This window comes from Clostridium sp. JNZ J1-5 (assembly GCF_053901425.1).
In genome coordinates, this window is the sequence record NZ_CM132773.1 from 2,202,576 (window position 1) to 2,215,830 (window position 13,255).

Here is a 13,255-nt window from a genome sequence, read left to right on the forward strand (position 1 = left end):
CCTTTAATCTTTATTATTAACATATAATTAAGATTTAGATTTATTTTGGAAAAATCCTTCTTAAGAATAATAATATTCATTTATTTTTACTTAATTATGAATTTCTTGAACAATATTAATTAAATTAACATTGTTACTTTTATAACAATGTTGATTTCAAAATAATTATAACATATGTTTTGCTATAAAAAAATCTTATATCAAGGTATGTGCTATAATTTATTTTGATATTGTATAACGATTTCAGATACTTAACTTTGTACTTTATATGCTAAAATTATATCGAAGAGATTGTTAAAATTATATCGAATTCTAGTGAGGAGTGTGATGTTATGGCAGAAGTAAATAGCAATGAGACTTCAATAAGAAGATCAGGAACGTCATCCAGAACAAGAACTAGAAAACCTAAGAAGAGTCAAATTCCTTATGGAATTATAGCATTAGTAGTAGTCATCGGAATAGGTATCTTCTTATCTAATATTTCACCAAGTTTAGGTTTGTTCTGGGTTACAGGTATCTGCTTTGGGTTTATTCTTCAAAAATCAAGATTTTGTTTTACAGCTTCTATGAGAGATCCTGCGTTAACAGGAAGTACTTCAGTAACAAGAGCAGTACTTATTGCATTTGCAGTAACTACAATAGGATTTACAGCTATAAAGTATGGAGCATTTTCTAAGGGACTTCCAATACCTGGACAAAGTTATGTAGTTCCTATAAGCTTTGCTACAGTAGTTGGAGCAATAATGTTTGGTATCGGTATGGTTATAGCAGGAGGATGTGCATCAGGAACTTTAATGAGAGTTGGAGAAGGATTTACAATGCAAATATTATCATTATTCTTCTTCATTGTAGGATCATTATGGGGTGCTCACGATTTTGGATGGTGGAAACTAAACTTTATGCTAAAGGGTAAATCAATATTTTTACCAGATATACTTGGATGGATTGGTGCAGTAGCAGTTCAACTTATAGTAATAGCTGTTTTATATATTGTTGCAGATAAATGGGAATATAGAAATCAAAGTTCAGAAGAATAGTAAAAAATTTAATTTTAATATTTAAGGAGGAATAAAAATGAAAGAAGTAATGTTAGATTGTTTAGGAGAAGCTTGTCCAGTGCCTTTAGTAAAAACTCAAAACAAATTAAAAGAATTAGAAGTTGGAGATGTATTAGTAGTTCAAATAGATCATAGCTGTGCAATGAAGAACGTACCAGAATGGGCTAGAAAAGAAGGATATAACGTGGAAATAGAAGAAGTTGATGATGGTGAATGGGAAGTTATAATTGAAAAAAATAAATAAGATAGATTTTAAGGAGGAATAGAAATGAAAGAAGTAATGTTAGATTGTTTAGGAGAAGCTTGTCCAGTGCCTCTAGTAAAAACTCAAAATAAATTAAAAGAATTAGAATTAGGAGATGTATTAGTAGTTCAAATAGATCATAGCTGTGCAATGAAAAACGTACCAGAATGGGCTAGAAAAGAAGGACACAATGTAGAAATAGAAGAAGTTGATGATGGCGAATGGGAAGTTATTATAGAAAAAGTTAAATAGCCTAGTTAGGAGGTGTAACTTTGGACTTTAAGAAGTTAGAAAAGAATAAGTTTTATAAAAGTTGGTTTAAAAATGCATGGACATATGTAATTGGAGCTATATTGTTATCTGTTTTCCAAATAGTTACCCTAGCTACCACTGGAAATCCTTGGGGGGTATCAGGAGCCTTTGCAAACTGGGGAGCTTGGCTCTATAGAGCAGTAGGCGGGAACGTTGATAAATGGTATTACTTTAGCACTCCAGGAGCTCAAGCTACCTTAAATGGTGGATTTTTAAATGATCCTGGTTCCATAAGAAACTTAGGAATAATTTTAGGAGCATTAATGGCTACATTACTTGCTTCTCAATTCAAAATTAAAAAGATAAAATCAAAAAAACAAGTAGTTGCTGCTATTATAGGTGGATTGCTTATGGGATATGGTGCAAGAATAAGTTTCGGTTGTAATATAGGTGCTTTATATAGTGGAATAGCATCCCTTTCATTATCAGGATGGGTATTTGGATTATTCTTATTTTTAGGAGCTATGATTGGAAGTAAACTATTAGTTAAATTCTTTATGTAGTTTAGGAGGGCGGTTATGGAAAAAAGAGTTGAACAATATGATGTAGTAATTATTGGTGGGGGAGCAGCGGGCTTAACTGCTGGTATTTACTGTGGAAGAGCGAGATTAAAAACTTTATTGATAGAAAAAGCCCTAGTAGGTGGACTTGCAACTTATACTAATGAAATAGAAAATTACCCAGGATTCCCAGAAGGAACAACTGGTATAGGACTTATGAACCTATTTCAACAACAAGCCAAAAAATTCGGAGTAAAATTTAAATTAACAGATGTAAAATCAGTTAAGCTTGATGGTGAAACAAAGGTAGTTGAAACATTTAGGACGAACTATGAAGCTAAAGTTGTTATAGTAACTTCAGGTGGAAGACCAAGAGTTACAGGAGCTAAGGGGGAAGAGGGCTTCCTATTTGATAAGGGTATTTCTTTCTGTGCAACATGTGATGCTGCAGCTAATACAGGAAAAGATGTTCTAGTTATAGGTAGTGGAGATGCAGCTATAGAAGAAGGAATGTTTCTAACTAAATTTGCAAATAAGGTGTATGTTTCTGTATTACATGATGAAGGAAAAATGGACTGTAATGAAATTGCTAAAGAGCAAGCTCTTGCTAATCCTAAGATGGAATTTATATGGAACACTGTTGTAGATGAATTCCAAGGAAATGAAAGATTGGAAAAAGTCGTACTTAAAAATGTTAAGACAAACGAAAAAATACCTGTAAAAATTGATACATGTTTTGAATTCATTGGATATATACCAAATACTGAAATATATAAAGATCAACTTGAGCTAACAAATAGAGGTTACGTCGTAACTAATGAGAAGATGGAGACTAATATTACAGGAGTATTCTCTGCTGGTGATGTAAGAGACAAATTCTTAAAACAAGTAGCAACTGCAGTTGGAGATGGAGCTATAGCAGGTTTTGCAGCTGAGAAGTATATTGCTGAAAGTGAAGCTTTCAATGAGCAAATAATGAAGGGCGATATACCAGGACTTATATATATATACAATGCTATAGATCCAAAAGATATAGAATGCTTATCACAAATTGAATGTATAGAAAGAGAAAACCAAGGTAAGATAAGAGTTAATAAAGTTGATATCTATAAATCAACTGGAATAGCAGATAGGCTAGGAGTTAAAGAGTTCCCTTGTGTAGTAACTATTAAAGATGGAAAAGTAGATAAAGTTATAAAAGAAAATTTAACTAAAGAAAGCATATTAGAACAAATTTAAGGGAATAGGTAGTTTATTGGATATGTTTTAAATGAATGTTGATTTCTACATTCATTTAAAACTTTCCATTAGTCCATTAGTAGGTTAAGGCTGTTTTAAAGATTGTTGAGTTCATTATGATGAGAAATTATAATTCTTATTTAGTATAACCATTGTAGCGTTAAGAACTTTCATTTGTCTGAGCTTTGCGAGTTAATGAAAGTTTAGCTATAATTGTTATACTAAATTTAGAATTATTTTCGATATTATACGAAATCAAAAATCTCTTAAAACATAGCCTATTTTTTATTAATCAGACATATACTCTGACTTGATATACCTTCTTCATTTCCGGTGAAACCAAGCCCTTCTTCTGTGGTAGCTTTAACATTAACTAAGTTATCATCAATTTGTAAAGTACTAGATATATTTTTTATCATTTTAGGGATATAAGGTGCCATTTTAGGCTTTTGAGCAATTATAGTAGCGTCAATATTAACTATTTCATATCCTTCCTTGTCCAGTAGATTTCTTACTTCTTTCAAAAGATCAATGCTGGATATTCCCTTAAATTTAGGATCTGTATCGGGAAAATGCCTTCCAATATCTCCAAGAGCAGCAGCACCAAGCAAGCTATCCATTATAGCATGAAGTAGTACATCAGCATCGGAGTGACCAAGAAGCCCTTTAGAATAAGGAATATCAACTCCACCAATAATAAGTTTTCTGTTTTCAGTTAATCTATGTACATCATAGCCCATACCTATGCGCATTTTAAAACCTCCTAGGATATTTTTAGTTCACATATTATTATAATAAAATAATCTAAGTAATATCAATTAGTAAATTTAAATACTTCCATTAGTAATGTGAAGTAAAGTGCTAGAAAATGGCGGCATGTAAGATTACTTGGCTAACGCATATATGTATCATTGAGAAACCTTTAGTACTACTAGTTATTTCTTCAAAGTTTCTTCAATTGATGCATATATGCTAGCCAGTAATCTTACATGCCTTAATTAGCTGCAACTAGTAATTACTATAGTAAATACTAAAAGGACTTCAAAAAGGAAAATGATAGTTTTGCATGGCGTAGCCACACTGTAAAGTTACTAAGTAAGTATTGTTGAGTATAACTTGAAGAGTCGCTATAAATAAATGCGTTAGCATGTGGGTATTTAAACAACATCTATGTTGTTGTATTGAAGTCCAAACAAAAAAAGCACCAGGGTGCTTTTTTATAACCAGTGCTTGTATCTAGGATCTTCATTATTATTAGATTTATGTTTAGAAAAAATACTAAGTATTTTTTTTAGTTTAAATATCAGAAGTTGAACATAAGATTTCTGTTGTTTTATAATTTTTACTTGGTCAACTTTAGAGTCATTTTTATGTTTATATTTTCTAGAGGCAGCTTTAAAATCAACGTATATGACCTTCTTTTCCATAACATTGGCCCCCTTTGTCTATATAGGTTTTTATAGATTTATTATACCACAAACACAGTAAATATACTGAAAATTTAGAAAAAATATTTATGTATATTTCATTAAAAATTGGTTATAATTAAGTGCATTAATTGAATATATAATGCACTTAATTATAAAAAAAGGATAAGTAAAATGAACTGTGATAATTAGGTTTACAATATAGTATATTAACTGAGGCAACATATTGTTAATTTAAATTTACATAATAATAATTTATAATATGGATTAAAGTTTTTAATAAAAAAGACATGTTATGCACAGGTTGTACACAATTGTGTGGATAATGTGGATAACAAATATAGAATATTGCTGAATTTTCGGTTAATTTTTATAAAAAATATAGGAATATACTACAATATATTAGGAATCAACATAAAATGAACAACTTAGTCACAGGAAGACTGTGGATAATGTGTATAACTTATATATCTAATTGATAATAAGATTCAAGGGATAATGTGAATTACAAAAAATTCATATTGCAAATATAAATGGAAATTAGTTGAAATTAATAACAAAATATATTAACACGACGCTAACATAAAATTAACAAGTTATGCACAATTGCCTGTGGATAATGTGCATAACTTGTTCTATTTATCACTTATTTGTCTGTTTTAGGTATTATAAAATAAAATTCTGTTATCTTATTTGGAGTACTTTCAGCACCATAATCAAAATCATGAAGTTTTAGAATTTCTGCACAAATAGCAAGCCCTAGGCCCATTCCTCCTCGATTGTCGTGTTTATAATATCTAGTCCATATAGTATTAAGCTTATCACTTTCGATTCCTATACCATGATCAATTATAGAAATTTTGGTTGATTTATCCACAGGAGAAATACAAAGAGTTACTGATCCGTTATTAGGACTGAACTTTATTGCGTTGTCTAAGAAGTTATATATTACTCTAAAAAGATAGGCTTCATCAGCATATACTTCTATATCAGCACCTTCTAAAGATATTGTTATGTTTTTTTGTTTAGCAATAGTACTAAGTTTGTCTATGCATTCTTGTAGAAGAGGCTTTATGTTAAAGTGACTTTTATTAAGCTTAAGCTTACCGTTTTGAAGTTTAGATAATTCCATAATAGCCATTACAAGATTATTTAATCTATCAACCTCTTCTATAATTTCTTGTGAATATTCTTTAGTTTCAGAGGCATCTACTAATCCATCTTTTATAGCTTCACTATAACTTCGTATTACACTTAATGGAGTTTTGAAATCATGGGATACGTTAGAGATAAAGTTTCTTTGCAGCTCATTTTTTTTATCCAAACTATGGGCCATAGACTGCAAACTATGGGATAAATCTTCAATTTCATCACCTGTAGTTATAGGTATATTGGCATTAAAATTTCCATTAGCAATTTCTTGAGATGCCCTTTGGAGTTTTAGTATAGGCATTGTAAATTTTTTCCCGAGATATGATATAAAAGGTATACAAAGAAAGAGAGCTAATAAAAATATAAAAATAAGTACTATGTAAATTACCTTTAAGTATTCAGAGATATCTCTGCTGCTTTGAAATACTACAATATCTCCAAGCTCTGTGGATAACTTATAATATATAAAGTGTTCTCCTACAGCATTTTCAAAGCTGCCTTGTTCTGGAAGAGACTTAAAGTCTACATTTTTTAAATTATTCATTAACCCCATTCTTTTCCCACCAATAGGTTGTATGAAATTATTATTTATGATTATGGCATTTCCAAAAATATTTTCGTAAGGACGGCCTTCTTTTAAAGACAGGTATATCTCTTCAGAGGAGGTTTTTAAATCCTTATATTGATTTTTCATATAGAATTTAGATAGAAACAAACTGCTGCCTATAAAACAGATTAATATGGCTATACTTATTATATAAATAAAATATTTTATAAGTTTCCAAGTTATCTTATCAAATTTGATAAATTCTTTGTTCATTTAGTACCCCTCTTCACTATAGTTCTAATTTATATCCTACACCCCAAATGGTCTTTAATCTGCTACTGCAGAAGGCTAGCTTTTCTCTAAGGTTTTTAACGTGAGTATCTACAGTCCTTGTGTCTCCGAAAAAGTCATATCCCCATACTTTATCTAAAAGTTGATCTCTTTTAAAAACCTGATTTGGATTTTTGCAGAAAAAAAGTAAAAGATCAAATTCTTTTGGAGTTAAAAGAACAGGAATAGACTTTTCTAATACTTCTCTCTTTTGCTCATTTATTTTCATAGAGCCTAAAACCATACTGTTATCTTTAATAATTGATTTAGAATTAATTCTAAGATTAACCCTAAGTACAAGTTCTCTCATGCTTAGTGGTTTTACCATATAGTCATCTGCTCCTAGTTCCAGGCCAAAAATTCTATCTTCCTCTTCACCACGGGCGGTGGTCATGATAACAGGAGTATTGTTATTAGACTTTATTTTCCTAAGCAAGGACCAACCATCCTTATGGGGCATCATTACGTCCAATATAATTAAATCAAATTCATTATTTAATATTAGTTCTTCGGCGGATAGACCATCATGAGCTAAAGTAACATCGTAATCTTCCTTTTTTAGATATAATGTCATTACATCAGCTAGCTTTTTTTCATCTTCTACAATTAGGATTTTCCCTTTCATAAATCAACCATCCTTTTATAATATATATTAAACTTTCCGTTAGTAGGCTAAGGCTATTTTAAAGATTGTTGAGTTTATCATAATAAAAAATCAATAACCTCTTAACATAGCCCATTTTTAATATAGTATATCACAGGAAAGTGTATTGAATAATGTACTATAAAATAATTTATTGAATTATTTTATAGTTTAGCAGGATTCTACAAAGGTTTGTAGAAGAGATATTATATAACATTATTTCTAAATTTTATCATTAAGGGAAAGCACATTAAGTTTTTACTATTGCGTGAAAATTTTCCTTTTCAAAATAATTTTACATGAGGGGGAGGGTTAACAAATGTCCTGGAGTAAAGGCACTAATGAAAATTATATTGAATCTAATGTAGAGGGAATAGTATATAAAATAATTATAACTGTAATTATTTGGACGTTACTAATTATTAGTTTAATGTACCTAGGGTTTCAAAATTATCTTCTTTTTCATAGCATTTTAGAGTTATTTAGTGTGCTAATAGCTTCTACCATATTCATTGTTACATTAAATTCTTACAAGGATTTAAAAAATAATTTTTTTTCAATACTTGGAATAGGATATGGTTTTGTAATGATATTTGATTTACTACATGTTCTGACATATGAGGGTATGGGCATATTTGCCAAAGTACCATCTTTAAGCAATATATGTACTCAATTGTGGATTTCAGCTAGATACATAGAGTCAATAACTCTTCTTATTGTAGGTATATTATTCTATAAGAACTATAAAAGTATTAAATTTAATCAGATCTTATGGATCTATGCTATCATTTCAGGTTTTTTAATTTTATCTATATTTCAATGGCATACTTTTCCAGAATGTTTAATAGACAGTTCAAAGCTTACTAATTTTAAGATACTTAGTGAGTATTTAATTTCTTTTTTTGTATTTTTTGTTGCTATCATAATGTTTAAAGGTAAAAAAAATATAGATCATCAGACTTGGGTATTCCTTGAACTTTCTTTGATTTTTACAATTTTATCTGAGCTTAGTCTAACACTTTATAATGATATTTATGGAATTGAGAATATATTAGGCCATATTTTTAAAACAATTTCATTCTATTTCACTTACAAATCCGTAGTAGAAGTAGGCTTAAGAAATCCATATAGGCTTTTAGCTAAGGATTTAAAGAAAAAAGATTTTCAATTAGGATACACCAGCAGAAAACTTAATGAAGAAAGCTACCAGCGAATGCGTATGGAAGAAATACTTATAGAAAATCAAGAATGTTATGACTTGCTCATTCAAAATGCCCAAGAAGCTATAGCTATACATAGCGGAGGTAAAGTAATATTTGTAAATGAGTTAGCAGCTAGTTTAATTGGAGATGCTAGTAAGGAAGAGATTATTGGAAAGTCTTTAGTAGAGCTGCTATATAATAAGAGTGAAGGTATAGTTCGTGACTTTGATAAAAAAGAATATAGTAAAGATTTAGTTAGAGAATTTTATGAAACTCAAATTTCTACGGATAATGGAATTATAGATATAGAGGTTAAGGAAAGGTATCTTAATTATAAAAATGAACCAGCTGTATTATGTTTAATTAGAAACATAACTAAGGATAAAGAGATAGAAAAGTTAAAGAATGATGTAAAAGCCAGTGAAGAGAGGTTAAATGAGACATTAGAAGTTAATAGGATTATAACTGAATTTTTAGGTAATATATCTCATGAAATGAAAACACCACTAAATGTGATACTTGGATCAGTGCAAGTTCTTGATTTGTATAATGAAAACGATTGTATATCCACTAATTATGCTAAAAATGAGAAATATCTAAAAATAATGAGGCAAAATTGCTATAGAATATTAAGATTAATCAATAATTTTATAGATATATCTAAAATAGACTCTGGATTTTACAATCTTAACCTACATAATTATAATATTGTAAACATCGTAGAGGAAATAACCTTATCAGTTGTAGAGTATGTGGAAAATAAAGGAGTTAATCTAATATTTGATACTGACGTAGAAGAAAAAATACTAGCCTGTGACCCAGATAAAATAGAAAGGATTATTCTAAACCTTCTTTCTAACTCTGTAAAATTCACTAATCCTGGAGATGAAATATGGGTTACTATGATAGATAAGGGAAATAGTATTGTTATATCAGTAAAAGACAGTGGAATAGGAATCCCCGAGGATAAACTTAAAGTAATATTTGAAAGGTTTGGGCAGGTTAATAAAAGTATGAAGAGAAACCACGAAGGAAGCGGAATAGGTTTATCTCTTGTTAAATCCCTCATAGAAATGCACGATGGAACTATAGATATTAGAAGTAGTCTTGGGGAAGGAAGTGAGTTTATAATTCAGCTTCCAGTAAAGGTGTTGACAGAGGAAGAGGCAGAAGCAAATGAAATATTTAATGATAATAAAGTTGAGCGGATACATATTGAGTTTGCTGATATATATGAATAATAATTATTTATGCAATCGGTTTCAAAAATAATAAAATTTAAAATATCTATTGCATTATTATTTTTAGTTTATTATAATTATACAAAAGCAGAAGCTATGCAAGGTAGTAGTAAATAATATTTCATTTTCAGAGAGTGGATGGTTGGTGAAAATCTGCAGTGAAAGTTATTGAATCCGACCTGAAGCTGTATAGGGGTAGCAACCTATACCGGAATTACCCGTTAAAGTAAAGAGACTGCAGCAGCAGTGAAATAAGGTGGTACCACGTAGATAGTATGTCTTCGTCCTTGACTTTGTCTTGGATGAGGACTTTTTTATTTTCTTATTTATTGATAAGATAAAGACTTGACTTGTAATGAAAGAAGCTGTTATTAAAAAATTAATTTTAAAAATATTTAGTAAAAATTATGAGCTTATAATTGGGGCAAGATCTGTATTGATTTTAAAATTGAAATGGGAGTGCATTTAAAAAGGGGGATTTTGATATGGAAGAAAAGTTACTTATGACGCCAGGGCCTACTAATGTTCCACAGAGAGTACTAAATAAAATGTCAGAGGCTGTGATTCATCATAGGACAGCGGAATATGGAAGATTATTTGCAGAAATGAATGAGAGAATTAAATATGTTTTTCAGACAAAAAATCCAGTTTTAACTTTTCCAGCAGCAGGAACAGGGGGGCTTGAAGCTTCAATAGTAAATATGTTTTCAAGAGGAGATAAGATACTAGCGGTATCTACAGGGGTATTTGGAGACAGATTTATAGAAATAGCAAAAATCTATGGATTAGATGTTGATACTATTGCGGTTCCTTGGGGAAGAGGAGTAACTGTTGATAGGATAAGGGAACAGCTTAAGGATGAGCATAAGGGGCTTATTGTAACTCATAATGAAACATCTACAACAGTAACTAATCATATAAGGGAAATTGGAGAGTTTATGAAAGGTAAAAAACAGCTTTTCATAGTAGATGGAGTAAGTTCCATAGGTGGACTTGAAGCTAAAATGGATGAATGGGGCATAGATGTCTTAATAACGGCCTCACAAAAGGCACTTATGTCTCCACCAGGATTAGCTTTTGTAGGGATAAGTGATAAGGGCTGGGAGGCAGCTAAAAAGTCTAATAATCCTAAATATTATTGGGATTTTTTAAGGGCAAGAAAATTTTTAGATAAGCCCCTTCCTGAGAATCCTTATACACCTGCTGTATCATTAATTTCTGCAGTAAATGAAGCTTTAAAGATGATAGAAGAAGAAGGATTATACAATGTTTATAAAAGGCATCATGATTTAGCTGATAAATTTAGAAATAGAACAGAGAATATGGGACTTAAAGTGTATACGGATAAAAATTATTTATCCGACACTGTTACAGGATTCTTGATTGAAGAAGATGGGGAAGCATCAAGAATAAAGAAAAGAATGGAACAGGAATTTAATATAGTTATAGCAGGGGGACAGGGCAACTTAAAGGGGAAAATGATACGAGTTGGACACATGGGATGTGTGAACGATGAAATGATAGACAGAACGCTAGATGCACTTGGAAAATGCCTGTAGGAGCAGGAAAGCAGGTAACAGGCACTAGGAAGGTTAAAAGAAATCGCTAATCACCAGTCCCCCAATCGCCAGTAGATACTAGAATACTGGAGACTGGGGATTAGAGATTAGCGACTAGAGAATAGAGATTATGAATTAAAGTTTATCAATTAATAATTAAAAGGGGGCTATATAAAAATGGAAAAGGGCAAAGTATTAATAGCAGAAAGAATTGATGATGCAGGTATAGAATTATTAAAAAGGGAAGTAGAAGTTGATGTCTGCATAGATATACCAAGAAAAGAGCTTTTAGAAAAGATACATGATTATGAAGGACTAATTATAAGAAGTGATAATAAAGTTGATAAGGAGCTTATGGAAAAAGCAGTTAAGCTTAAAATAGTTGGTAGAGCAGGAAATGGGGTTGACAATATAGATGTGGAGGAAGCAACTAGAAGGGGTATTATAGTTGCAAACACTCCAGACAGTAACTCTATATCAGCTTGTGAACTTGCTATAGCTCATATATTAGCAGGATCAAGAAATTTCACTTTTGCGGATGAATATTTAAAGTCTGGTAAATGGGGAAGAGAGTTATTCATGGGTAATGAGATTTATGGTAAAACCCTTGGAATTATTGGACTTGGAAGAATTGGAGCCTTAGTTGCTACACGTATGAAAGCTTTTGGGGTAAAGCTTATAGCCTATGATCCATATATATCTGATGATAGATTTACAAGATATGGAGTAGAGAAAAAAGAAAAATTAGACGATTTATTAAAAGAAGCAGATATTATAACAATTCATACTCCAAGAACAAAGGAGACTATAGGAATTATAGGAAAACGTGAAGTTGACTTAATGAAAGATGGAGTAAGAGTTGTAAATGCAGCTAGAGGAAAACTCATGGAGGAGGCTGCCCTATATGAAGGTTTAAAAAGTGGAAAGATAAAGAGTGTTGGGTTAGATGTACATGAAGAGGAACCAAGGTATTCAGCTGCACTATATGAATTTAAAAATGTTACAGTGACTCCTCATATAGGGGCAACTACTTTTGAAGCTCAGGAAAATGTAGGTGTTACTATAGCTCAACAAGTTATAAATGGAATAAAGGGTGGTATAGTTCCTAATGCTGTAAATCTTCCAGGTATCAATAGAGATGAATTTAAAGAAATTAAGCCATACATTGCACTTATGGAGAGCTTAGGAAAACTATATTATCAATTAAATACTGAACCTGTAAAGAGTGTAGACATAGTTTATTGGGGAGATTTAATAAATTTTGATACAGATGTATTTGAAATAGCATTCTTGAAAGGATTATTACAACCTATAAGTAATGATAGAGTAAACTATATTAATGCCAGGGTACTAGCAGAGCAAAGCGGTATAGGTATAAGACAAGAGAGAATGGAAGAACACTATAACAATTATTCAAACTTAATTACAATCAAAATAACCAACAACAATATGGAGGAGTTTACTATTTCAGGAACAGTTTCAAATAAGCAAGAAGGAAAACTCGTTGAAATACAAGGTTATGAAGTAGATGTAAAACCAAGCCAATATATGTTGTTTGTACAAAACAAGGATGTACCAGGTGTAATTGGTCAAGTTGGTACAATTATAGGCTCTGAAAATATAAATGTTGCCACAATGCAGGTTGGTAGAAAGACAAAAGGTCATCTGGCTTTAATGGTTTTAAATGTAGATAGTGAGGTATCAAAGGAATCTCTTAAAAAGTTTGAAGCTTTGGATAATATAATCCAAGCAAAGACAACAGTACTTTAATCATTAAATAATTTTAGTCATTAGGGAGGTG

At 30.8% G+C, this 13,255-nt stretch carries 12 protein-coding genes and 1 other annotated feature; of the genes, 8 read left to right on the forward strand and 4 right to left on the reverse strand.

The genetic code is table 11. The annotated features are described in order from the left end of the window. Positions 1–332: 332 nt before the first annotated feature. From ACWW38_RS10775 to ACWW38_RS10795, 5 genes are read left to right on the forward strand one after another with little or no spacing between them, the layout of a single operon-like run. Positions 333–1,037: a YeeE/YedE thiosulfate transporter family protein gene (locus ACWW38_RS10775; RefSeq protein ID WP_456257552.1), complete on the forward strand. Its 705-nt coding sequence runs from the start codon at positions 333–335 to the stop codon at positions 1,035–1,037. A gap of 37 nt (positions 1,038–1,074) precedes the next feature. Continuing rightward, a complete protein-coding gene (locus ACWW38_RS10780; protein WP_456257553.1) occupies positions 1,075–1,302 on the forward strand; it encodes a sulfurtransferase TusA family protein in 228 nt (75 codons plus the stop codon). Between the two features lie 24 nt (positions 1,303–1,326). Continuing rightward, on the forward strand, positions 1,327–1,554 hold the full coding sequence (locus ACWW38_RS10785) for a sulfurtransferase TusA family protein (protein ID WP_456257554.1): 228 nt from the start codon (positions 1,327–1,329) through the stop codon (positions 1,552–1,554). A gap of 20 nt (positions 1,555–1,574) precedes the next feature. Further along, positions 1,575–2,117 (forward strand): YeeE/YedE thiosulfate transporter family protein, encoded by a 543-nt coding sequence (locus ACWW38_RS10790; protein WP_456257555.1) that lies wholly within the window; start codon positions 1,575–1,577, stop codon positions 2,115–2,117. 15 nt (positions 2,118–2,132) lie between these two features. Then, the gene (locus ACWW38_RS10795; protein ID WP_456257556.1) at positions 2,133–3,353 is read left to right on the forward strand and encodes an FAD-dependent oxidoreductase; all 1,221 of its coding nucleotides are present in this window, start codon (positions 2,133–2,135) and stop codon (positions 3,351–3,353) included. A 278-nt stretch (positions 3,354–3,631) separates the two neighbouring features. Here ACWW38_RS10795 and ispF read toward each other — a convergent pair whose 3' ends face one another. From ispF to ACWW38_RS10815, 4 genes are all read right to left on the reverse strand, one after another. Next, positions 3,632–4,105 carry a 2-C-methyl-D-erythritol 2,4-cyclodiphosphate synthase gene (ispF, locus tag ACWW38_RS10800; protein ID WP_456257557.1) on the reverse strand — a complete coding sequence of 158 codons (474 nt, stop codon included), beginning with the start codon at positions 4,103–4,105 and terminating at the stop codon, positions 3,632–3,634. Between the two features lie 465 nt (positions 4,106–4,570). Continuing rightward, the gene (locus ACWW38_RS10805; protein WP_456257558.1) at positions 4,571–4,780 is read right to left on the reverse strand and encodes a hypothetical protein; all 210 of its coding nucleotides are present in this window, start codon (positions 4,778–4,780) and stop codon (positions 4,571–4,573) included. Positions 4,781–5,426: 646 nt separating this feature from the next. Further along, positions 5,427–6,752, reverse strand: coding sequence for a sensor histidine kinase (locus tag ACWW38_RS10810; RefSeq protein ID WP_456257559.1), 1,326 nt, complete (start codon positions 6,750–6,752; stop codon positions 5,427–5,429). Between the two features lie 16 nt (positions 6,753–6,768). After that, positions 6,769–7,434, reverse strand: coding sequence for a response regulator transcription factor (locus ACWW38_RS10815; protein WP_456257560.1), 666 nt, complete (start codon positions 7,432–7,434; stop codon positions 6,769–6,771). A 337-nt stretch (positions 7,435–7,771) separates the two neighbouring features. Here ACWW38_RS10815 and ACWW38_RS10820 point away from each other — a divergent pair, with 337 nt between their 5' ends. The 3 genes from ACWW38_RS10820 (at position 7,772) to serA (ending at position 13,224) form a co-directional block, all read left to right on the forward strand. Next, positions 7,772–9,895 (forward strand): MASE3 domain-containing sensor histidine kinase, encoded by a 2,124-nt coding sequence (locus ACWW38_RS10820; RefSeq protein WP_456257561.1) that lies wholly within the window; start codon positions 7,772–7,774, stop codon positions 9,893–9,895. Between the two features lie 87 nt (positions 9,896–9,982). Then, positions 9,983–10,187, forward strand: a binding site (T-box leader). Between the two features lie 193 nt (positions 10,188–10,380). Further along, positions 10,381–11,454 (forward strand): pyridoxal-phosphate-dependent aminotransferase family protein, encoded by a 1,074-nt coding sequence (locus tag ACWW38_RS10825; RefSeq protein WP_456257562.1) that lies wholly within the window; start codon positions 10,381–10,383, stop codon positions 11,452–11,454. A 177-nt stretch (positions 11,455–11,631) separates the two neighbouring features. After that, positions 11,632–13,224, forward strand: a complete 1,593-nt coding sequence (gene serA, locus ACWW38_RS10830; protein ID WP_456257563.1) for a phosphoglycerate dehydrogenase — start codon at positions 11,632–11,634, stop codon at positions 13,222–13,224. Positions 13,225–13,255: the final 31 nt, after the last annotated feature.

Coding starts and splice junctions, on each gene's coding strand:
- ACWW38_RS10775 (WP_456257552.1), top strand. CDS start 333: ATGGCAGAAGTAAATAGCAATGAGACTTCAATAAGAAGATCAGGAACG.
- ACWW38_RS10780 (WP_456257553.1), top strand. CDS start 1,075: ATGAAAGAAGTAATGTTAGATTGTTTAGGAGAAGCTTGTCCAGTGCCT.
- ACWW38_RS10785 (WP_456257554.1), top strand. CDS start 1,327: ATGAAAGAAGTAATGTTAGATTGTTTAGGAGAAGCTTGTCCAGTGCCT.
- ACWW38_RS10795 (WP_456257556.1), top strand. CDS start 2,133: ATGGAAAAAAGAGTTGAACAATATGATGTAGTAATTATTGGTGGGGGA.
- ispF (WP_456257557.1), bottom strand. CDS start 4,105: ATGCGCATAGGTATGGGCTATGATGTACATAGATTAACTGAAAACAGA.
- ACWW38_RS10805 (WP_456257558.1), bottom strand. CDS start 4,780: ATGGAAAAGAAGGTCATATACGTTGATTTTAAAGCTGCCTCTAGAAAA.
- ACWW38_RS10810 (WP_456257559.1), bottom strand. CDS start 6,752: ATGAACAAAGAATTTATCAAATTTGATAAGATAACTTGGAAACTTATA.
- ACWW38_RS10815 (WP_456257560.1), bottom strand. CDS start 7,434: ATGAAAGGGAAAATCCTAATTGTAGAAGATGAAAAAAAGCTAGCTGAT.
- ACWW38_RS10820 (WP_456257561.1), top strand. CDS start 7,772: ATGTCCTGGAGTAAAGGCACTAATGAAAATTATATTGAATCTAATGTA.
- ACWW38_RS10825 (WP_456257562.1), top strand. CDS start 10,381: ATGGAAGAAAAGTTACTTATGACGCCAGGGCCTACTAATGTTCCACAG.
- serA (WP_456257563.1), top strand. CDS start 11,632: ATGGAAAAGGGCAAAGTATTAATAGCAGAAAGAATTGATGATGCAGGT.